This window comes from Allostigmatella hybrida (genome assembly GCF_020103775.1).
Lineage (GTDB): Bacteria > Myxococcota > Myxococcia > Myxococcales > Myxococcaceae > Hyalangium > Hyalangium aurantiaca.
In genome coordinates this window covers 336,605-359,042 of sequence record NZ_JAHXBH010000001.1, presented here as the reverse complement: position 1 = coordinate 359,042, position 22,438 = coordinate 336,605, and the positions used below count along the sequence as shown (strand labels likewise).

Here is a 22,438-nt window from a genome sequence, read left to right as displayed (position 1 = left end):
GCTACTCCTTCTCGACGTCCCGGTCCCACAGCTGGATGCGTGGGATGTCCGCCTGGAGGCGCTTGGTGAGCTCCGCCGCGATGGCCACCGAACGGTGCTTGCCGCCCGTGCACCCCAGCGCCACCGTCAGGTACGCCTTGCCCTCCTTCTGGTAGCGCGGGAAGAGGAAGCGGCACAGGTCGACCACTTTCTCGAGGAACTGCTGCGTCTCCTCGCGGTCCAGCACGTAGGCGGCCACCTTCGGGTTCTTCCCGGTGAGCCCCTTCAGTTCCGGCACGAAGTAGGGGTTGGGCAGGAAGCGCACGTCGAGCACGAGGTCCGCCTGCGGCGGCACCCCGTGCCGGTAGCCGAAGGACATCACCGACAGCGAGGGCCCCGCGGCGGGCTCCGGGCTGAAGCGCGCCTGCACCATGCGCTTCAAGTCGTGGACGTTGAGCACCGACGAGTCGATGACCTGGTCGGCCAGCTCGCGCAAGTCGTGCAGCTTCTCGCGCTCGGCGGCGATGCCCTCGGCCACCGAGCCGGTGGGCGCCAGGGGGTGGCGGCGCCGCGTCTCGCTGAAGCGGCGGATGAGGCTGTCGTCGCTGGCATCCAGGAAGAGCACCTCCACCTGGTGGCCCGCCCGGCGCACCTCGTCCAGCACGCGCGGCGCCTCCTTGAGGAAGACGCCCTCGCGCACGTCCACCACCAGCGCCATGCGTTCGATCTGCCCGCTGCCCGCCAGCTCCGTCAGCTTCGGCAGCAGGAGCACCGGCAGGTTGTCGATGCAGAAGAACCCCGAGTCCTCCAGCGCCCGGATGGCCGTGGACTTCCCCGAGCCGGACATGCCCGTGATGATGATGATCTGCTTGGCAGGCGCACTCACTCGACTTCTTCTCCCAGCGTGCGGCGCATCGCTCCCTCGGCGATGGACCGGTTGAGCCGCTCGGCGAACTCGCGCGCCGAGTGATGGCCTTGGTGCTTGAGCAACTGGTTGCGCGCGGCCACCTCGATGATGGTGGCCATGTTCCGGCCCGGACGCACCGGCACCACGGACAGGGGCACATTCACCCCCACAATGTCCAGGAACCGGTCCTCCACGCCCAGCCGGTCATACTCCTGTTCGGGGTCCCACTCGTGCAGCTCGATGACGAGTTCGATCTTCTTCTGCTCGCGCACCGCCGACACGCCGAACAAATCCTTGATGTTGATGATGCCCAGCCCGCGGATCTCCATGTGGTGCTGGATGACGGGGTTGCCCGCCCCGTAGACGGCCCCCGCCTTGCGGCGCGCCACGTCCACGATGTCGTCGGCCACCAGCCGGTGGCCCCGCATCACCAGATCCAGGGCGATCTCGCTCTTGCCGATGCCGCTCTTGCCCAGGAGCAGGATGCCCACGCCGAACACGTCCATCAGCACCCCGTGCAGGCTGCTGCGCTCGGTGAGCGCCTGCTCCAGGAACGCCTGCACCTGCTGGATGAAGGTGCTGGAGAGCAGCGGGGTGCGCATCAGCGCCAGCTTGGAGCGCTCGCAGGACTCCACCAGCACCCGCGGGGGCTCCAGGTCCTTGGTCACCACCACGCACGCCAGGTCCTGGATGAACAGCCGCGTCAGCACCTCCCGCTGCACCTCCTCCGTCAGGGTGCGCAGGTAGGAAATCTCCGTGTTTCCAAAGACTTGGACGCGGTGTGGGTGCAGGTGCTCGGTGAACCCGGTGAGCGCCAGGCCGGGCTTCTGGATGCGCGGGGAGGTCAGGGTCCGGCCCAGCCCCTTGTCCCCCGCGACGAGGGTGAGCTGTAAGTCGAAGTCGCGATCCTCGAGGAGCGCGGAGATGCGGATGGTGCGGGGAGAGCTCATCGGCGAAGGTGTGGATATCACCCGGCGGCCCGTTTGAAATGCCCCTGTGTGGTCCTTGGCACTCAAACGCACGAGACCATTTCCAGGAACGGGTGGCATTGCTAAGCCGCCCCCATGGACTGTCTCTTTTGCAAGATTCGCGATGGTCAGATTCCCGCCAAGGTCATTTACCGGGACGAGGTGTGTCTGGGCTTCGAGGACATCAACCCTCAAGCGCCCACGCACGTGCTCTTCATTCCACTGCAGCACATCGCCACGGTGAACGACATCACCCCCGCGGACCGGCAGACGGTGGGCCACCTTTATACGGCGGCGGCCCAGCTGGCCCGGGAGCGCGGCCACTCCGAGCAGGGCTACCGCCTGGTGATGAACTGCAACCGTGACGCGGGGCAGACGGTGTTCCACATCCACCTGCACCTGCTGGCCGGACGCCCGCTGCACTGGCCTCCAGGCTAGGCGCTCAGATGCCGCAGCGCAGCTCCTGGGAGGGGGCCTTGCGCGGCCTGCGCCGCCCCACCCGGTCGTCCGGGTCCGGCAGGGCCAGCAGCCGGGCCTCATCCGTGGGAATCCGGACGCTCCACTCCGTCACCCGGGAGGTGCCTGGCGCCCGGGCCGCCACGGTGTAGACGCCCGGCGCCAGCCCATCGAAGAAGAAGCGGCCGGACGCATCGCTCTGGCCCATCACCCGCTCCTCGGGGGGCACGTCCGCGCGCGCGTCCGGCTCCCACACGCTCACATGGGGGGTGAGCACGAGCTCCGCGCCCCCCAGGGGCTGCCCCGAGCCCTGCTCGATGGTGCGCCCGGCCAGGCTTCCCCCGGTGACCAGGCTGAGGTGGACCGGCGTCCGGTTACCGCTCAGCGGGTGGATCAGCTCCCGCCACGCCGGCGCCGCGCCCAGCGCATGGGCCGCCACCAGGTAGGCCCCGGCCCGCGCGGGCATCAGGAGCCGCCCATCGTCCCCGGTGGCCCCGGCGCCCGCGAGCCGCCAGTCCACCTGGCCCGTCTCGGGCAACCGCCCCCCGCGCTGGTAGAGCCGGACCTGGGCCCGGGAGACGGGGCGGCCAGCTTCCGTCACCCGCAGGTCCAGCAGGCCGTCCGCCTCGCTGGCGCTCTCGGCCATGGGCAAGGTTCTCGGCACGGTCACGGGCAGCTCATCCCAGGAGGCCGCCTCCCACGCCACGCCCGCGGCCTTCGCCGCCTCGGAGGAAGAGGCAGAGTCCTCGCGCAACGCCTTGCGCTCCTCGGCCTGGCCATAGAGCGCCAAGCCAACGGCGGCCGCCATCACGCCCATCACCAGCCCACCCTGCAGACGGCTTCGCATGCCCCTTCTCCAACGCTCGCCCCCTCCATCAGAGACGAAAGCGTTTGTTTTGACCAGCAACCGAGAGCTGCGCCGAAGACGTCCCTTCAAAAAGCCACAGAGGGGGCCCCTGCCCTGTCCACCGGGCGGCCCACCGTGACGCGAGGGCCCCAGGACGGGGAGAGAGGCTAAGCGGCCGTACTCACTCTGCTTTTCCCCGCCGCTGAGCCCCGCTGGGGTCTACTCCGGGGCGAGGGTCGGCTCAGCGCTGCATCTCGGTGACGGTGAAGGGAGGCGGCGGCACCAGGGCCGCGTGCAATCCCATCCGGAGAAAGCGCTCCAGCCCGGCCCGCGTCACCAGCCCCACGCGCGTGCCGTCCTCCACCGCCAGCACCGCCAAGGAGCGGGCCTCCATCGCCGCGAGGGCCTCGCCCACCGGCGCCTCCGCGGACAGCGCGGGCGCCTCGTCCAGGAGCGCCGCCACGGGGGCGTCCACCCCCGCCTGGCGCCAGCGCTCGCCGAGCGCCCCGGCCTCCACCACGCCCCGGAGCTTTCCGTCCGCGTCCCGCACCGGCAAGGCCGCCGCCCCGGAAGCACGCAGGCGCTCGCTCAGCGCCTCCACCCCGGTCTCCGGAAGCACCGGCTCCTCCCAGAGCACCAGGTGCCGGATGGGCGTGCGCCGCAACATCTGTCCTTCGAGCCGCAGCCGCGCCGCGCGGCGCTCCACCAGCGCGTGGCAGAGCGCGGAGGACAGGGTGCACGTCACCATGAGCGGCAGGATGATGGCGTAGTTCCCACTCAGCTCGTACATCATCATCATCCCCGTCAGCGGCCCGCGCGTCATGGCCGCCACCGCGCCGCCCATGCCCACCATGGCGTAGGCACCGCTGGAGGCGGAGACGCCAGGCAGCAGCACGTGCAGCAGCTCGCCGAACGCGCCCCCGCCCATCGCGCCGATGACGGTGGCGGGGAAGAACGTGCCGCCCGAGCCGCCCGAGCCCAGCGTCAACGCCGTCGCCGCCAGCTTGAGGATGCACCCCGAGGCGAGCAGCGCGATCGACAGCTCCCGCACCAGGGCCCCGTTGGCATACTCGTGCCCCGTGCCCCACACCACCGGGTGCGCCAGGGCCAGCAGGCCCACCAGCGCCCCGCCCAGGCCCGCCCGCACCGCCAGCGGCTTCTTGCCGAGGAAGGCCGACACCTTGCCGGGGCGGTGGCCCTGGAAGAACTCCTCCACGCCGTGCAGCGCCTGGATGAAGGCGTACGCCAGGGCCCCGCACAGCAGGCCAAGCAGCGCGTAGAAGACCACCTCCCAGCCGCTGCGCATCGTGTACGCCACGCGCTCCAGCATGGCGGCGTTGCCCATGACGCCGCGCCCCACCATGGTGGCGGTGACGCTGGCGAGGATGATGGGCGAGAAGACGCGGAGCTGGAACTCGCGCAGGAGGATCTCCATCGCGAAGATGGCACCGGCCACCGGGGCATTGAAGGAGGCGGCGATGCCCGCGCCGGCGCCGCTGGCCATCAGGATGGACAGCTCCCGCTGGGTGAAGCCCAGGGTGCGCCCCACCTCCGAGCCCAGCGCCGCGCCGCCGTACACCATGGGCCCCTCGCGCCCCGCGGAGCCACCGGTGCCAATGGTGACGGCCGAAGCCACCAGCTTGAGCAGGCCGTTGCGCGCCGGCAGCCGACCCTCCTTCTCCACGGCGGCGACCACCTCCGGCACGCCGTGGCCGTGCGTCTCCGGCTTGTTGCGCAGCATCCGCCCCACCACCGCGCCGCCCAGCATGGGCGCCAGCACCACGAAGAAGGGAGAGATGTGGTGCAGGTCGCGCCCCGCGTCGTGGCCGTGGCCAAGCCCCGAGTTCACCGCCGCCAGCGCCACGAGCGGGTAGTAGAGCGACAGGGCGCCCAGGATGAGCAGCGACAGCACCTCCAGGCGGCGCTTCACCACGTCCCGGGGCCCACCGGGGGCGATGAGGCGGGTCAACCCCAGCGCCGCCAGCCCCAGCGGGATGATGACGATGATGAACTCGAAGTGCCAGTGCGCCTCGGCGAAGGCCTCTCCCAGCCGATGGCGCACGGCCGAATCGGGCCGGAACGCTTCCACCAGCGTGCGCAGGCCGAAGCTCACCCCGCTGACGAGCGCGATGAGGTTGGCGAAGAGCCCCGCGGCCAGGCCGCTGTACACGCCCACCACCGCGCCGGCCACGGGCAACACCGAGGGGCCTGGCAGCCGGAGCCGCTGGGCCGCTTGCAGCAATCGCTGGACGAGGTCCCGAATCAGGACGAGGAGCTTCACGGAAGCCGCCATCCCTGACACCCTCGCACACCCTCGGGCGGATGGCATGCACCATCCACGTCCGGCCGAGCCGGAGCGTCCAGCGGACGACCTCTGGGCTTCACAGGGCGTGAGGCGCGCCCAAGGGCTGTTGAGGCCCAGGGTGAAGCGCAGGATGGGGACCATGTCCCCACATCTCACCGGGCCCGGGGCGCGAAGAGGCGGACGCCCGAGGGCGCGAGGGCGGTCTCCAGGGGCAGGCCGTAGAGCGTCTCGAGCCGCTCGCGCTCCAGCACCGTCTCCACCGGGCCCTGCGCCAGCACGAGGCCATCGCGCAGCAGCAGCGCGTGGGTGGAGAACGCGGCGGCGAGGTTCACATCGTGCAGCACCGCCACCGCGCCCAGCCCCGCCTCCACCCGGGCGCGCACCCGCGCGAGCGCGCTCACCTGGTGGGCCACATCGAGAAAGGCGGTGGGCTCGTCCAGCAGCAACAGCGCGGGCTGCTGCACCAGCCCCCGGGCCAGCAGCAACATCCGGCGCTCGCCCCCGGACAGCGCCTCGCCCGGCCGGTCCGCCAGGTGCCCCACGCCCAGTTCCTCCAGCACGGCGGTGGCCAGCGCCACGTCCCGCTCGGAGGTGAGCCCCCACAGGCCCAGGTGCGGGCTGCGCCCCATCAGCACCAGCTCCAGCCCCCGGAAGCCCTCCGCGGGCTCGAAGGTCTGCGGTACCCACGCCACCTGCCGGGCCAGGGCGCGCGGCTCCCACGCCGGGCGCTCGCGCCCCAGCAGCCGCACCCCACCCCGCGTCCACGGCACCACGCCCAACACCCCGCGCAGCAGGGTGCTCTTCCCCGTGCCATTGGGCCCGAGCACCGCCCACAGCTCGCCCGCGTGGACCGTGAAGTCCACGCCCCGGAGCACGGGCGAAGGCCCGTACCCGGCCATGAGTCCCTGGGTGGCGAGGAGGGGTTCCACAGACCGGCGGTGCCTAGTCCGCCGCCTGCTGAAGGGCCCGGCGCAGGTCCTTCACCCGGTCATGCGTCCGCTTGTCGTACCCATCCCCGAGCTCCAACACATCGCCCTGCAGGTTCTCGAAGCGGTTGCAGAGGATGCCGATCCGGGGGCTGTCACACGACTGCTCGTGGGTGAGCCGGGAGAAGGCGTTGCGCGTCGCATTCCAATCCCGCTGGAGCTCCGAGAGCTCCTTGCGCGTCCCCTTCTTCGCGGGCGCGGCGTTCTTCGCGGGCTTCTTGGCCGGGGGCGCCGCGGGCGCCGGGGGCTCGGAGGGCGGGGGCGTCAGGGGGACGAACATTTCGCTCTCCGCCACCTCCACCGCGGTGAGGCCCGGGTTGGCAACGGGCGGCGGGGCAGGAGCCGCCTCCGGGCCCTTGTCCGAGGCCACCGGCATCTCCGAGGGCGCCGCGGGAGCCACCGCCTCCTTGCGCCCCTCCGCCTCCGGGAGCGCAGCCGCCTCGGAGGGAGGAGAGGCCGGCTTCGGCGCGGACGCGGAGCGCGCGGGGCTCAAGGGCACCGGCGCGGGCACCGGCCGCACGGGCTCCTTCAAGGTCTCCTGGAGCAGCGGCTTCAGCCGGGGCAGGGCCACCAGCACCGCGCCCACCAGCAGCAGCGGCAGCCCCAATCCCAGGGCGAGCCGGACCCACGAGGACTTGCGCGGGCGGGGCGGCATGGCCGTGCGCCGGGTGTCCTCCCGGTGGATGCGGCGGGGCGCGTCCCCTGGCGGCGGCGCGGCCGTCCGGCGGGTCTCCTCGCGGGGGTCGCGGCCCTGCCCCTCTTCCACCATGGGGAACTCGACGGAGACGGTGCGAACCGGGCCGCTGCGCGGACTGCCGTTCCGGGCAACCGAGGGCATCCCCGTGGTGGACACACGCGTGCGCTGAGACGTCGCCGTCCTCGGGCGGACGGGCGTGGTGGGAGGCTCCTCCTCCAGGCTGCTGGCGGACACCCGGACGGAGGCCTCTTCCTCCGGACGGACGTCCTCCTGGAGTGCGGCCTCATCCAGCACGACCCGCGGATGGGTGTCCTCGTGCTGGGCCGGGGTGAGCATCTGGTAGCTCGGGTGGGTGTCGTCCAGGCCGCGCCGGCTCTGCTCGGACGGGGAGGCGGCCACCGGCGGGCGCGAGGGCGGAACCAACGGCGGAGGCGTCAGCGGAGCTTCGAACTCCGAATAGGAGGGCGCCGCCGGCGCGGCCTCGGGCACGGTGGGAGCCTCCTCGGGGGGCGGAGCCAAGGGCCGGGCAGGCGCCTGCGCCATCATCGAGCGGCTCACCTCCATGGCCAGGGAGACATAGGCGGGCGTGGCCGAGGCCGCCCCCGCAGGCCGGGACGCGGCGGAGGACGGCGGGGAGGCCCGGACAGGCTCCGCGGGCCGGAGCGGGGGGCTGCTCGCGGCCGGGGCGGCGACAGCGCGGGGCGGCTCGGGGGCCCGGGCCACCGGCGGAGGCGTTGAGAACACGGGGGGCGGGGGAACCGGCCCACTCCCGGGCATCACCGCCTCGATGTCCGGAGGCGGAGGCGGCGGGGGCCCGTTGCGCAGCTCCACCGGAGGCGGGGACCGCTCGGCGGCCGCCTCGTCGATCTCTTCGAGGTAGACGCCGGGCCGGGTGGACTCATCCAGCACCACGCCGGGCCGGGTCTCCCCTTCGTCCACGGGCGCCCCATCCCGGCTGCGGGGCGTGGGCTGGAAGGACAGGGGCTCGACGGGCCCATCCAGGCGGATCGTCCGGGGAGGCAGCGCGGGATTGGGCACGCGCGCCAGGGCTGGGTCCGAGGGAATGGCGGGGCGCGCCGAGGGCTCGGCCATCCGGGGCACCTCCTTGAGCTGCGCGAGCAGCTTGCGCTCGCCCTGGTACTCGACGGCGAACAGCTCGCGCATGAAGCGGCTGACGCTCTCCGGGCCCGCCTGCGGATCAATCTCCTGCAAGCAGCTCGTCAGCTTGCCGCGGAACTCCTCGGCCGACTGGAAGCGCTGGGCCGGGTCCACCGCCAGCGCCTTCATCACCACCTGCGCCACCTGGGGTGGCGTCATCGGCTCCACCTCGCTCAGCGACGCGACGCGGGGCTGGGCCACGGCGGTCATCAGCTCGCCCGGGGGGACGCTGTCGAAGGGGTTCTTGCCGGACAGCAGCTCGTAGAGGCACAGCCCCACCGCGTACAGGTCGCTCCGGCGGTCCACCTGCTGGTGCCGCGCCTGCTCGGGCGACATGTAGAGGAACTTGCCCAGGATGATGCTCGGGTTCGTCTTCGCCGCCGACAGCCGGCTCTTGGCCAGGCCGAAGTCGATCACCTTCACCTCCCCTTCATAGGAGATGAGGATGTTCTGCGGGGAGATGTCCCGGTGGACCAGGTGGATCTCCTTCTCGTCGTCATCCCGCTTGCGGTGCGCGTACGCCAGCGCATCCAGCACCCGCGTCATGACGTACAGCACGAAGGTGAGCGGCAGGGGGGCCTGCCGGTCTCTGACCCGCCCGGCCACCTTGCGCAGGTCCTTGCCGTCCACGTACTCGAGGGCCATGTACGCATCGCCCTCGTGCAGCCCCATGTCCAGCACCTGGGCGATGGAGCCGTGGCTGAGCTTCACCAGGACCCGCGCCTCGCCCACGAAGCGCTCGACGAACTCCGAGTCCGCGGCCAGCTGCGGGAGGATGCGCTTGATGACACAGAGCTTCTCGAAGCCCTGCGCCCCCTCCAGCCGCGCCAGGTAGATTTCTCCCATCCCGCCCGTCGCCAGTTGCGACAGCAGGGTGTAGCGGCCGAACGGTTGCGGACGGAAAGGACGCAGCCGGGCTGAGGGCAAGGATGAGTTCATGCGGTGTGGAAACCCACGGGGACCGCATTCAAGCCGGTTCGGCGCCTGCTCTCAACCCGTCAACCGGCCGGAGCCCCCAGGAGGGCCTCCCGGGTCTGTTTACTTGACCCCCGGCCGGGTGATTTGGGCGAGGTCCTCCTCCAGCACCTCGAAAGCGGCCGTCCGGTCCCTCGGTGGGCGAATGACGCGCTCTCCCAGGGGGACGACGTCGAACCGGGCCCCGATGGAGGCCAGCGTCTTGCCGGTGATGAGCACCTGCCCGGGCGTGGCGGTGGCCGCCAGCCACCGGGCCACCGGCATCCCCTCCCCCACGGCGGAGAAGTCCAGGCGGCTCTGCTCCCCCACCATGCCCACCAGCGCCTTGGTGGTATGCAAGCCAATGCGCAGCCCACACCGCTCCTCGGCGGGACGGCGGGACATGGCGCGCTCCCAGTCCATGCGCAGCGCCAGGCTGGCCCGCACGGCCCGGACCGCATCGTCCGGCTGGCTGTAGGGCGTCCCGAACAGGGCCCGCACGGACTCGCCCAGGAAGGCCTCGACCGAGCCCTCGAAGCTGAAGATGAGCCCACTCATCTTGGCATGGAACTCGGAGAGCACGGCGCCCGCGCGCAGGGCCCCCAGCTTGGTGGAGAGGGCGGCGAAGCCCACCATCTCCACGTAAAGAACCGTGAGCGTGCGCTCTTCCAGTCCGGGCAGACGGCCCCCGCTGCGCAGGGCCTCCGTGGCGCGGCGCTCGGCCACCTCGGGCGCGTGGAAGCGATCCAGGGTGCGGCGCAGCGCGGAGGTGCCCCCCCCCTCCTTCGGGTGAAAGCGCTGCACGCCACTGGCCACCAGGTGGGCCACGGCAGAGCACGCATCGAGCATGACCTCCAGCGTGGTCTCGCCGCTCGCGGGCGTGTTGACGTAGAGGACGCCCGCGAAGGGCGCCTCCCGGCCAATGGGGATGCAGAGCACCCGGTCCACCCCATAGAGGATGACGCTCTCGCGGCTGGCGAAGCGCCGGTCATCGCGCACATCCCCCACGGCCAGGGCGCGGCCCTGACGCAGCGCCTCCTCGACGATGGCATCCGAGACGGGCACCTCGCCGGCGGTCAGCTTGCCCCGGTGGCGCACCGCGGCGGGCACGAGCGCGCCGGTGGGGTGGCGCAGCAACACCACGGCGGTGGTGGCCTCGGTGCGCTCGAGCACCCGGTCCATGACGTTGTCGAGAAAGGAGGCGAGCGTCTCGGAGGAGGCCAGCGCCTCGGCGGCGCGGAGCATCAGCACGAGCGTCTCGTAGGAGACGCGCGGGGCGGCGGTGCCAATGGGGCTGGCCTGAAGGTTCTCCTCGAAGGGAAAGGGCGTGAAGTTGTCGAGCGCGCGCAGCACGTCGAGGTCCTTCATGTTCTTGGTGAGGATGACGGCGGGGGCCACATCCTCCCCGTGGCCGAAGCGGCGGACCCCACCGGCCCCCAGGTCGACCATCTCCGTGGCGGCGCTCTCCACCGTGTGGGGCTGGCGGATGGTCAGGGTGTTCTCGCCCAGGGTGACGGTGTCACCAGGGCTCAGCGGCTTGCTGCCCTGCAACGGGGTGCCATTGACGCGGCTGCCATTGCGGCTGCCCATGTCCTCGATGCGCAGCGTGTCACCTTCCACATGCAGGCGCGCATGCCGGCGTGAGACGAGGTCTCCGCCCAGCACGATGTCATTCTCATCCGCGCGGCCAAGGCAGGTGATGCCCTCCGGCAAGTCATAGGGGGTATCGAAATAACCCGGGCCGTTGATGATGATCTGCCACATCGTTCCCCCAAGCCTACACGACCGGCGAGGCATCCACGAACGCCCGGCCCGGCCCCCGGTGACGATTTCGACGGGCCCTCGAATGCCCGCGGGGGATCGCCGCGCGGCGGGAATCCAGGCAAAGTCCCGCTGGGGAGGACACGCCATGGCCGGGCAATCGCGGACAACGAAGGTGCTGGAGGGTGCGCTCGATTGGGTGAAACGGCTGCCCTCGGCCCTGGCGAAGGACGTGACGGTCGACGTGGGGCAGAAGCGGATGCGGCTGTCGCACGCGCGCGTGGAGACACTCACGCGCCAGGCGCTGCGCCACGTGAAGGCGCTGGAACTGCGCGCGTGGGAGTCCCGGCCCGAGGTGTACGACGTGCGCCTGGCGGTGAGCGGCTGGCGGCTCCGCGTGGAGGCCACGCTGGAACAGGTGGAGCTGTCCTCCGGCCGCTACAAGCTGTGGCTGCGCACGCCGGGCAAGGTCGAGCTGGAGGAATCCCTGACGGCCTCCGCGCTGATGGGGGTGCTGCGCGCGGGGGCTGGGAAGGCGGCGGCGCGGGTGCTGGCCGACAAGCTGCTGCCGCCCGGCCTGCGCTGGAACGGCCAGATGCTGGAAGTGGAGGGCAAGCTCCCCACCCACGGCGTGGTGCCCGCGCGGCTCTTCGATACCTCCTCGCTGGTGCTCTCCGCCGAGCACGATGGCGAGGGGCTCTGGCTGTCGGCCGAAGCCTGGCCGGGGCTGATGGACCTGCTGCAAGCGGTGTTCAGCGCGGAGTTCCGTTGATTTTCAATCAAAAGCAACAATCCTCATTTTTCGTTAAATCCAGGTAATTCTGGGCCATCCTCCCGATTCCGGGCGCCACCTGCGTCCGGGAAAACGAGAGGACCCGGATGAAGAGCTTATGGAGAACGTGGGGCTCGCGGATGCTCCTGATGACCAGCTTGAGCGCTGGCGCGGGATGCCTGTCCCCTGAGGCGCTGTCCCCCGAAGACAGCGGGGCGTCGGAACAGCAGTCGGCCGCCACGGTCTACGAAGCGGAGAACGCGGAGCTGCTGGGCGGCACGGTGCGGGCTACCGACCATACCGGCGCCTCCGGCAATGCCTTCGTGGGCGGCTTCACCGACGGCAACAAGGGCAATGCCACCGTCCGCTTCACCGTCACCGCCGCCGCCGCGGGCAACCACGACGTGGCGCTGCGCTATGCCAACGGCACCGGCAGCCCAATGACCCTGAGCCTCTACCGGGGCACCACGAAGCTCAAGCAGATCACCCTGGCCGCGACGGCCAACTGGGACACCTGGGGCACGCAAACCGAGACCCTCGCCCTGAGCGCGGGCGCCCAGACGCTGAGCTACAAGTTCGACACCTCCGACTCGGGCAACGTCAACCTGGACAGCCTCAGCGTGAACGCGGTGGTGACGCCGCCGCCCCAGGGCTCGGGCCCCCTCTACGAGGCGGAGAACGCGGAACTGCTGGGCGGCGCGGTGCGGGCCACCGACCACACCGGCGCCTCCGGTAGCGCCTTCGTGGGCGGCTTCACCGACAGCAACAAGGGCAATGCCGCCGTCCGCTTCACCGTCACCGCAGCCTCCGCGGGCAACTACGAGGTGGCGCTGCGCTACGCCAACGGCACCGGCAGCGTGAAGACCCTGAGCCTCTACCGGGGCACCACGAAGCTGAAGCAAGTCTCACTCGAGGCCACGGCCAACTGGGACACGTGGGGCACGCAGACCGAGACCCTCGCGCTGAGCGCGGGCGCCCAGACGCTGAGCTACAAGTTCGACACCTCCGACTCGGGCAACGTCAACCTGGACAGCATCAACGTCAGCGCGGTGGCCCCGCCGCCGCCTCCGCCCCCCGCTCCGCCCGCGGGCTCAGGCTTCGTGTATGAAGCAGAGGAGCAGTTCTTCTCCGGCGGCGTCATCCGCGAGTCCACCCACCTGCGGAACTTCGCCGCCGTGGGCGCGCGCGCCATCTTCACGGTCAACGCGGACACCGCGAAGAACCACACCGTGGGGCTGCACTACGCGAACCCCTCGGGCACCGCCAAGACCCTGAACGTCTACGTCAACGGCCTGTATTTCGCGACGACGAACCTGGCCAGCACCAGCACCTCGGGCTGGGCGCTGAAGACGGAGAGCCTGACCCTGCGCCGGGGGCTCAACACCATCACCTATCAGTATGATCCCGGCACCACCGGCGGGGTGAACATCAACGCCGTGGCCATCGTCGATGGCAAGGCCCTCGCGGCCCGGGGCGCCACCCTGCCCTACCAGGAGCTGGAGGCCGAAGCGGGCTCGACCAACGCCACGGTGCTCAGCCCCAACCGGACGCCGGGCACGGTGGAGGCCGAGTCCTCGGGGCGCCGGGCCGTCAAGCTCACCCAGACGGGCCACTACGTGCAGTGGACGGCGCCCCAGGCGGCCAACTCGCTCGTCGTGCGCTACAGCATGCCGGACACGGCAACGGGCACCGGCACCAACGCAACGCTGAGCCTCTACGTCAACGGCAGCAAGGTCCAGGCGCTGCCGCTCAGCTCCAAGCACGCCTGGGTCTACGGCGGCTACCCCTACGGCAACAGCCCGGGCACGCCCTCCAAGCCGGGCGAGTGGGATCCGGGTCCGCACCGCTTCTATGACGAGAGCCGGTTCCTGCTGCCCGCCATTCCTGCGGGGGCCACCGTCAAGCTGCAGAAGGACAGCGGGGATACGGCGGCCTACTACACGGTCGACCTGATCGATCTCGAGCAGGTGGACCCGGCGCTGACCATGCCCATGAACTTCGTGAGCATCACGGACTTCGGGGCCCGGGCGGACGACAACGTGGATGACTCGCAGGCCCTGCGCAGTGCCATCAGCAGCGCGAAGTCCACCGGCAAGGTGGGGGTCTGGATTCCCCCGGGCGTATTCCACCTCAACAGCCGGGTGGACCTGGAGACCATCCACCTGCGCGGCGCGGGCCCCTGGTACACGCGCATCCAGGCCACCCACTACGGAGACCACTTCACCGGCACGGGCAACAACGTCCAGGTGTTCGATCTGGCGTACTTCGGTGACATCGTCGAGCGCCAGGATGGCCCGGATCGCGCGGCGTTCGAGGGGAACTTCGGCACGGGCTCACACATCCAGAACGTCTGGATCGAGCACGCGAAGGTCGGCTACTGGATCAAACCAGGAACCGACGGCCTGTTCATCGTCAACGGCCGCGTGCGCAACGTCTACGCGGACGGCATCAACCTCCATGCGGGCATCAAGAACTCGACGGTCAGCCACGTGCACGCGCGCAACACGGGCGATGACGCCTTCGCCATGTGGTCCGACGGCAACATCAACGAGAACTGCACGTTCCGTTACGACACCGCGCAGATTCCCAACCTCGCCAACACCTTCGCCATCTACAACGGCCGGGACAACAAGCTCCTGGACAGCGTGGGCTCGGACACGCACTACGCCTCGTCGGGCGTGCTGCTCACCGACTGGTTCGCGGACCTGCCCTTCCTGGGCACCACCGAAATCAAGCGGGTGACGCTGAACCGGACCGGCGGCGAGCAGAAGGTGAACTTCGCCATGACCGCCGGGGCGGTGTGGATCCACGCGGCGCGCAGGGCCATCACGGGCCACATCCTGGTCGAGGGCGTGGAGCTCAACGACAGCACCTTCTCGGGCGTCAAGCTCAGCTTCGGCCAGACCCCGCCGCCCACCCAGCCGCCCGTGAACAACGAGCCCATCTCCAACGTGACCCTGACCAACGTCACCATCAAGGGCGCGGGGACCTATGGGCTGGAGACCCAGAACGTGCCCGGGACGGCCACCTGCACCAACGTGACCGTGACCGGCGCGGCCTCGGGGGGCCTGCTGAACCCCAGCAACCGGTTCACCTTCAACAAGGTGTCCGGCAACAGCGGCTGGTAAGGCCCCTCCGTCACGGGAAGCCCAGCAACCTGAAAGGGTTGCTGGGTTTTTCTTTACCTGCTCCCCCGTGGCGAACCTCGCCGCCTTGCTCACCCTCTATCCGGGCGTGGGGCATGACTCCTGGTCGCGCACCTGCAGCGGATCAGCGGGTCACGACGTCTACACCTGGATGCTCAGCGGCCCCGAACTCCTCCGCAGTCCCCGAGCCTGTTCACCCCACAGGCCTGCAACGCCACGGTTCGCTCGCCTTCCGAAGGCTTGATCCATCTCCACGAACAGTCCGTGTGTTGTTCCGGAGAGAGCCACGCGGGAGAGGGCCATTGCGGATCAGCGGGTCACGACGTCTACACCTGGATGCTCAGCGGCCCCGAACTCCTCCGCAGTCCCCGAGCCTGTTCAGCCTTCCGAAGGCTTGATCCATCTCCACGAACAGTCCGTGTGTTGTTCCGGAGAGAGCCACGCGGGAGAGGGCCATTTCTGACAGGAATTGGTTGGAAATCGATGTCGAGTGGAGTGGTGCTGGGCTGCGGGCGCGGGGGCTCGGCTGCCGCCACGAGCAACCTGGTCTGCACCTGCTAGGGCCTGATATCACCGAGGAAACCTTGCAGGCGCTCGCCAAGCGCCTGAAGGCGGGGGCCGAGAGAGGCAGGCCCCTCGAGCCCGAACTCGCACGGCAGGTCCAGACACTCCATCGCGCCCTCTTTCAGGGGGACCTTCAGCAGGTGCTCGCGCGGCTGCGCGAGGCCTCGGGTGGAAGGCCCGTTCTGCTTCGTTTCATGCTCCATGGGGCGGACCTTCAAGGCTTCCCCTGGGAGGCCCTCTGTGAGCCCGGCAGGGACTTCGAGTTCCTGGGGAACTCGGCAAGCCTCCTGCCGGTGCGCGGCGTGCGCTCGCCCGAGCCCTGGCAGCCGCGCGAGGTGCGAAGCGCGGTGAGGCTCCTTGCCATCGCGCCGCTGCACCCACACGTGTTTCCCAGGCTGCAGGGAGCACTCCACGAAAGCCTCGCTTCGGGCGAAATCGAGTGGCTTGAGCCCCTCACAGGCCCACGGGCCCGGAAAGCCGCCTTCTTCGAACGCCTGAGGCGCCAGCCTGAGCCGCACATCATCCACTTCGTCGGACATGGAGGCTTGCACGAGGGAAAGCCTGTGCTCCGGCTGGCGGACGAGGAGGGGGAGGAAGAGAGCTGGGTTCCCGTGGAGTTGCTGGCGCAGCAGCTCCACCATGCCTGGGGCAAGGGCCCCCTCCGGCTCATCGTCCTGGAATCCTGTGAGGGAGCGAACCCCGGCACCTTGGCGAGCGCGGCGGAGCTGCTGGCGCGCACCGCGGCGGATGCCGTCGTCGCCTACCTTTGGCCGGTACGGATGGACATGGCCCTTCGCTGCTCGCGTGCTTTCTACCGGGCGCTCACCCGTGCGGCCCAGCAGGAGGGAGATGTGGCGCTCAGCCTCAACGAGGCCCGGCGCAGCGTGCTGGTGGAGCTGGAGGGCAGTGCCGAGGCCTTCTCTCCCGTGTTGTTCCTGCGCGGCTGCGACCCTGTGCTGTTCGATTTCAAGGCACGCAAGGTCTCGCCCCCACTGCCCACGGCCACGCGGCTGGAGACGGCCCCTCCGCCTCAGGCCCTGGTGCGGCTCCTGGAGCAGCCCTTCACGCTGATGCTGGGAGATCGCTGGGAGGTGGAGGCGCCCACCTTCCGGAGCTTGCGCGAGCGGCTGCAGGGCGAACTCGCGCAGAAGACAGGCTCCGTGCCACACGAGATGCCACTGAGCACCCTGGCGCAGCACTTCGCGCTGCGCATTGGTCAGGAGGAGCTGAACTACGAGTTCCAGGAGGTATTCGGCCAGACGGATTTCATGCCGCCCCTGCTCGAGCTATTGGCAAAGCGGCTCGGGACCGGCGTCCACATCACACTCCTGCGATTGCCCGTGCTGGAGCAGGCGCTCTCCGAGCAGCATCCGGAACTCACGATCCATGCCATCCAGCCTTCATCAAGCGCTGACGGACGCGCCGTAATGATGCGGCGCGAGGCGGGCAGTAGCCGCTGGGAACGGCTGCGCAAGCTCCCAACGTCGCTGGACACGGAGCGGGAGGGGGTGGTGCTCCGGCTCTGCTCCGGCTATCTGCCAGCCCACCTCTTCAGCAAACCCCTGCTCACCGAGGATGATTACCTGATGGGCAGCCGAGGCATGTCGAGCCTGCTGCCCTTCGAGATGGTCGAGTCCATCCAGAGCGCCCTGAGCCTGCGTCCGCTCCTTCTCATTGGACTGTCCATTCTGGACTGGTGCCACCGGGTGCTGCTCTACCAGCTCTTTGGCGGACGCACGTTGATGCGCGGCAGCTTGGCCATCGCTGCTCCCGGGAGGCACGAGCGGGCGCTGTGGGAGGAAGGCAGGGGGCTGCCTGGGAAGATGGGGGTAAGGGCGCTCGAATCGACGGATGAGGAACTGAAGGCATGGCTCGAAGCGCTGACCGCTGGAGGGAAAGGATGAGCGGCTTCGCCAATCCCTTTCTGGGTCCCCTGCCCTACCGCACGAGCGACCGGGAACGCTTCTTCGGCCGGGAAGAGTCCACGCGCAAGCTGGTGCAAAGCATCCTCGCCTGGCCCTGTTTCCTTCTCTTCGGGCCCTCGGGAGCAGGCAAATCCTCGCTCATGCAGGCCGGAGTGATTCCCCTGCTGGAGGAGAAGCATGAGTTCCGCGTGGTCCGCGTCGACACGTGGCTGGCCAGCCACGTGCCCCTGGAATGGCTTGTCCATGCGATGTTCACGGACCTGCGGCTTGGCGCGGTGCCCGCGGGGCTGAGCCCGGATGCGGCGCTCGATGAAGCGGTACGGCTGACGGAGCGGCGCTCGGGCCGGCCGGTGTTGCTCTACCTGGACCAACTCGAGCAGCTCCTCTTTCCCGGACGCGATCCGGAACAAACGGACGCACTGCTCAAAGGACTGGTGCGGTTGGTACGCAACCCCTTTCGGGGATTGCAGCTCGTGCTGCTGTTGCGCGAGGACTATCTGGGACGATTCCGGGAGCGGTTGCGCGGCTCGACGGAGTTGCTGGAGCAAGGCCTCCGCCTCGGCCCGCTGACGGTGAGGGAGATGGTGGACGTGGCGCGTAAGCTGGCGGCCTCCGGTATCCCCGCGCAGCATTGGCCCCCGCCAGAGGTGCTTGAGCTGATGCTCCAGGTACGGGCACCGGGACAGGACGCCACGGACGTGGCGGAGGTACAGACGGCCTTCGCACAGATTGTCTGCCGCGCGCTTTGGGAGGAGCGCGCCGCCGGGAAGACGGAGGAAGGGCCGGTCGCGGCCGAGCCCATCCTGCACCGCTACCTGGATGCAACGTTGGAAGGACTGGAGCCCCTGGCGGCAGATGCCCGGCGGTTGCTGGAGGACCACCTGGTGGCCAGCGATGGGAGCCGGGCGTTGCTGACCGAGCAGCAGGCACGTGCCGCGCTCCCGCCAGGGCAAGCGGAGCGGGTGTTGGCCACCTTGGAGGGAAGCTCGGTGCTGCTCGCCGGAGAGCACCACGGCAGCCGTTACTTCGAACTCGGCCACGACTGGCTGGCGAAGAAGGTCTTCGAACTCAAGCAGGAGCGGTTGCGGCAAGAGGCGTCACAGCGGGAGCGTGTCCGCTGGCGCAGGTTGCGGCTCGTCTCCGGGATGGCGCTGGCGGTGGCCGTGGCGATGGGAGGGCTGTTCTTGTGGGCGTTGTTGCAGGCAGAGCAGGCCCGCAACCAGTCCTTGATGTCGGGGGCGCGGGAACTGCTCGAGCGTGGCCAATCCGCGATGGCGATGAAGCTGCTGCTCGAAATCCATCGGCCAGCGCGAATTCGCGGGTGGGAGACGCTCGCTCACGGCACCCTCGCGCGGGGTTCTCCAGAGGTGACATTTCGTGCCCCAGGAGCGATCTACGCGGCCCGTTTCAGCCCAGATGGCCAGCATGTCGTTACCGCCAGCGCGGACGGCACGGCACAGGTGTGGCGAACAGATGGGACGGGCCCGCCCGTGGCGTTGAAGGGACAAGAGGGGCTTCTCACCGCAGCGGCCTTCAGCCCGGAGGGCCAGTTTGTCGTCACCGCCTCATGGAATGGGACAGCGCGTGTTTGGCGGGCGGACGGAACGGGCAATCCCGTGGAATTGACAGGGCACACGGGGCCGGTTGTGTCCGCCGCTTTCAGCCCGGATGGACAGTTCGCTGTCACCGCCTCGTGGGACGGGACTGCGTGCGTGTGGCGAGCTGATGGGACCGGCGAGCCCGTGGTGCTCAAGGGACATGGGGGGCAGGTGCAATCCGCCGCCTTCAGCCCGGATGGCCAGTCCGTTGTCACCGCCTCGGGGGATGGAACGGCTCGCGTCTGGCGGGCCGATGGGACCGGCGAGCCCGTGGTGCTCAAGGGACATGGGGGGCAGGTGCAATCCGCCGCCTTCAGCCCGGACGGACAGCGCATCGTCACCGCCAGCCCGGACGGGACGGCGCGCGTCTGGCGGGCCGATGGAACGGGAGAGTCCGTCGTGCTGACGGGGCACGAGGGAGCAGTCGTGTCCGCCGCCTTCAGCCCGGATGGCCAGTCCGTCGTCACCGCCTCGTGGGACGGGACGGCGCGCGTCTGGCGGGCCGATGGAACGGGAACGCCCTGGGTGATGAAGGGGCACACGGCGCAGGTTCAGTCCGCCGTCTTCAGCCCGGATGGACGGTCCATCGCCACCGCTTCCTGGGATGGGACGGCGCGCGTGTGGTGGGCCCATGGACCCGGCCAACCCGTGGAGTTGGAGGGGCACAAGGGGCTGCTCATGTCCGCCGTCTTCAGTCCAGACGGGCAGCATGTCGTCACCGCCTCGTGGGACGGGACGGCGCGCGTCTGGCGAGCCGCAGGCCCAGCGGAGCCCAGGGTACTCCGGCGGCATGCGGGGCCAGTCACCTCCGCCGCCTTCAGTCCAGACGGGCAGCATGTCGTCACCGCCTCGTGGGACGGGACGGCGCGCGTCTGGCGAGCCGATGCAATGGGCGAGCCCGTGGTCCTGCGGGGACACACGGCGCAGGTGCAAACCGCCGCCTTCAGCCCGGATGGCCAGTCCGTCGTCACCGCCTCGTGGGACGGGACGGCGCGCATCTGGCGGGCCGATGGGACCGGCGAGCCCGTGGTGCTCAAGGGACATGCGGGCCAGGCCGTTTCCGCCGCCTTCAGCCCAGATGGCCAGCGCATCGTCACCGCGAGCACCGATGGGACGGCACGCGTGTGGCAGGCGGATGGAACGGGCCCCCCCGTTATGCTCAAGGGACACACGGCGCAGGTACAAACTGCGGCGTTCAGCCCGGACGGCCAGCGCATCGTCACCGCCTCGTGGGACGGGACGGCGCGCGTCTGGCGAGTCGATGGGACCGGCAAACCCTTCGTGCTGCGAGGGCATGCGGGCGTCGTGACGTCCGCCGCGTTCAGCCCGGACGGCCAACGCATCGTTACCTCGGGAGATGATGGAACAGCACGCGTATGGGGGGCGGATGGGAGGGGCGATCCTCTCGTGCTGCGGGGGCACGAAGGGCCGGTCCGGTCCGCCGTCTTCAGCCCGGAGGGCCAGCGCATCGCCACCTCGGGAGACGATGGGACGGCCCGGGTGTGGCCAGCCAATGGCGCAGATGAACCTTTCCTCCTGCAAGGACACACCGGACCGGTCCAATCCATTGCCTTCAGTCCGGATGGCCAGCACCTCGTTACCGCCGGCAACGACGGAACAGCGAAGAGTTGGACCCTCCTTTCGATTCCCGAGTTCCAGCAACATCTGCGTCATGACAACAAGGACTGCCTGACGCCGGACCTGCGCAAGACCTATCTGCGTGAGCACGAGGCGCAGGCCCGCAGGCGGTATACCCGCTGTGAGCGCGCTTATGACCGGACGCCCTCCTGAACGTGCGGAGGGTTCTCTTTTCCCGTGGTTCGCCGGAGCTGAAGCCGGACCGCCGGATCTCCCAGCAGGAGATAGCCTCTCAAGTCATTGCGGAGCATCCAGAGGTATCCCAGCCGTTTGGGATCCGTGGGATCTGGCCGTCCCTCCTCCAGCGCCTCCTGCCGATCCTGGTAGGCGGACATCAGCCCATCATTCACGTCCCGGAAGGAGCGCATCAGTGCATCGAGCGCAACCCCCACACGGCTGCCCTTCGCCAGGGCCTCGAGTGCCGAGAGGATGCGAGAAGCGCGGCTCTCGGTGAGGTTGTCCGGGCTGGCGAATCCGAAGTTCCAGGCCAAATCACTGTGTCCCAGGAACGCCAGGGGACCGAGCGGATTGGCCAGCAACGCCTGGGGGAGCGCGGCGAGGAAGGGGGACTCTCCAGGCCGGGGCAGGCTGTCGAGTACAGCCTCTGGGCGGCCAGGGAAGAGCTGTTGCCGCGCTAGCATGGACAGCCAGGCATGGAAGGCGCTCTTGCCTGGAGTGGCCGCCCCGAAGCACGCCACGCAAAACCAGAGGCCTCCCGGAAGGAACGGGAGCTGCCGGACCTCGTCTGCGGTGAACTCCAACCCGGGCGTCAGACAAAGGGCTCCCTGCTTTGCCCGCTGCTGCTCGGCGGAGGCCCATCCCCCCCTCGGTGCTCCCAGCCCATGCGACACCGAGAGCAACATCCCCGTGCGCGCCGCGCCGGCCACACGGGGTAACCCCTCTGGCTCCTCTCCAGAGAGGACTTGGAGCTGCCTCGCCAGATGCCTGGGGAGCCATCGCGCCTCCACCACCTTCCGGCAGGGCTCCATCAGGAGATGGTGGCCCTGGACGGTGGCCCGCGAGCCATCAGCGGCTGTGTAGAGCAAGACGTCGGGAGCTTCGGCCTCTTCAGCAGAATGCTCATGGGCCAGCACCTTCTCCACATAGGCGGTATGGCTGGCGAGGTCCGGTGTCCCTTCCCGCGTTGCGAAGTGCAACCGGCCCACGAAGGCCCCCTGCGCCAGCACGTGCTGGAGCTCGAGGGAGAGCTGCTCCGGCCCCCCCAGCATCAGCAGGTACCTGGGCCGCTCTTCCTGGGGGAGGCGCTCATCCCGGTATACCCGCTCCCTCCAGGTGACCGCCTGGGCTGCGTCCATGTCCGGGGGCACCCGGTAGACCATCACCTCCGCGTCCTGCTGCCGTGCCCGGTGCTCCACCAACGGCGCGATGGCTCGCAGCAGCAGGCTGCCTTCGTGGCCCTCGGGCGCAAGCACTCCCCAGCGCTGCTCGGGAAGGGCGTTCGGGTCCGCATCAAGCCTCTCAAGCAGGGGCACTTCCGCCCGGCGCGGCAACCGCTCGGGCCGAGGGGCACCCTGGACGGACTCTGGCTCAAGACCGGAGGGTAGAACCGGTTGATGGTCATCGGCCCTGGCGAGCAGGAGTTCGAGGGGTTCCAGCGGGGAGAGGGGTTGTCGCATGCCCATGACGTTCCACTTCTCTCAGATATCGGGAGGCCTGGCTGGGGATGGCACGATGGAAGGGGCTGGAGGGCTGAGCGATTGACAGCGCTCTTGGTGCGCCCCTTCCCATTTGAAGCTCGCCTCTTCAACGTAAGGCA

At 69.7% G+C, this 22,438-nt stretch carries 13 protein-coding genes; 5 read left to right on the top strand and 8 right to left on the bottom strand.

Translation table 11 applies throughout. The features are described from left to right. Position 1: 1 nt before the first annotated feature. Both rapZ and hprK read right to left on the bottom strand, forming a co-directional pair. On the bottom strand, positions 2 to 865 hold the full coding sequence (gene rapZ / locus KY661_RS01410; RefSeq protein ID WP_075009904.1) for an RNase adapter RapZ: 864 nt from the start codon (positions 863 to 865) through the stop codon (positions 2 to 4). Then, positions 862 to 1,836 carry an HPr(Ser) kinase/phosphatase gene (gene hprK, locus KY661_RS01405; RefSeq protein ID WP_075009903.1) on the bottom strand — a complete coding sequence of 325 codons (975 nt, stop codon included), beginning with the start codon at positions 1,834 to 1,836 and terminating at the stop codon, positions 862 to 864. Before hprK ends, rapZ begins: the two co-directional genes overlap by 4 nt. Before the next feature lie 114 nt (positions 1,837 to 1,950). Here hprK and KY661_RS01400 point away from each other — a divergent pair, with 114 nt between their 5' ends. Then, complete coding sequence (locus tag KY661_RS01400; RefSeq protein WP_225408460.1) at positions 1,951 to 2,292, top strand: histidine triad nucleotide-binding protein; 342 nt, start codon at positions 1,951 to 1,953, stop codon at positions 2,290 to 2,292. Between the two features lie 4 nt (positions 2,293 to 2,296). Here KY661_RS01400 and KY661_RS01395 read toward each other — a convergent pair whose 3' ends face one another. From KY661_RS01395 to KY661_RS01375, 5 genes are all read right to left on the bottom strand, one after another. Then, positions 2,297 to 3,157 carry a carboxypeptidase-like regulatory domain-containing protein gene (locus KY661_RS01395; RefSeq protein ID WP_225408459.1) on the bottom strand — a complete coding sequence of 287 codons (861 nt, stop codon included), beginning with the start codon at positions 3,155 to 3,157 and terminating at the stop codon, positions 2,297 to 2,299. Positions 3,158 to 3,398: 241 nt separating this feature from the next. Further along, entirely contained in the window at positions 3,399 to 5,450 is a 2,052-nt protein-coding gene (locus KY661_RS01390) for a chloride channel protein (RefSeq protein ID WP_263436607.1), read from the bottom strand. Positions 5,451 to 5,614: 164 nt separating this feature from the next. Continuing rightward, entirely contained in the window at positions 5,615 to 6,391 is a 777-nt protein-coding gene (locus tag KY661_RS01385) for an ABC transporter ATP-binding protein (RefSeq protein ID WP_225408457.1), read from the bottom strand. A gap of 13 nt (positions 6,392 to 6,404) precedes the next feature. Further along, positions 6,405 to 9,242, bottom strand: a complete 2,838-nt coding sequence (locus tag KY661_RS01380) for a serine/threonine-protein kinase (RefSeq protein ID WP_450097565.1) — start codon at positions 9,240 to 9,242, stop codon at positions 6,405 to 6,407. Positions 9,243 to 9,341: 99 nt separating this feature from the next. Beyond that, positions 9,342 to 11,021 (bottom strand): FHA domain-containing protein, encoded by a 1,680-nt coding sequence (locus tag KY661_RS01375; RefSeq protein WP_225408455.1) that lies wholly within the window; start codon positions 11,019 to 11,021, stop codon positions 9,342 to 9,344. A gap of 145 nt (positions 11,022 to 11,166) precedes the next feature. On the opposite strand from KY661_RS01375, the gene KY661_RS01370 reads away from it, so the two are divergent. The 4 genes from KY661_RS01370 (at position 11,167) to KY661_RS01355 (ending at position 20,814) form a co-directional block, all read left to right on the top strand. Next, complete coding sequence (locus KY661_RS01370) at positions 11,167 to 11,790, top strand: hypothetical protein (RefSeq protein WP_225408454.1); 624 nt, start codon at positions 11,167 to 11,169, stop codon at positions 11,788 to 11,790. 149 nt (positions 11,791 to 11,939) lie between these two features. Beyond that, positions 11,940 to 14,918, top strand: coding sequence for a CBM35 domain-containing protein (locus KY661_RS01365; RefSeq protein WP_225408453.1), 2,979 nt, complete (start codon positions 11,940 to 11,942; stop codon positions 14,916 to 14,918). A 491-nt stretch (positions 14,919 to 15,409) separates the two neighbouring features. Beyond that, a complete protein-coding gene (locus KY661_RS01360) occupies positions 15,410 to 17,404 on the top strand; it encodes a CHAT domain-containing protein (protein ID WP_225408452.1) in 1,995 nt (664 codons plus the stop codon). Continuing rightward, complete coding sequence (locus tag KY661_RS01355; RefSeq protein WP_225408451.1) at positions 17,401 to 20,814, top strand: nSTAND1 domain-containing NTPase; 3,414 nt, start codon at positions 17,401 to 17,403, stop codon at positions 20,812 to 20,814. Before KY661_RS01360 ends, KY661_RS01355 begins: the two co-directional genes overlap by 4 nt. On the opposite strand, the gene KY661_RS01350 is transcribed toward KY661_RS01355, so the two are convergent. Further along, positions 20,793 to 22,298, bottom strand: coding sequence for a hypothetical protein (locus tag KY661_RS01350; RefSeq protein WP_225408450.1), 1,506 nt, complete (start codon positions 22,296 to 22,298; stop codon positions 20,793 to 20,795). The two genes, KY661_RS01355 and KY661_RS01350, sit on opposite strands and share 22 nt — an antisense overlap. Between the last annotated feature and the right edge of the window lie 140 nt (positions 22,299 to 22,438).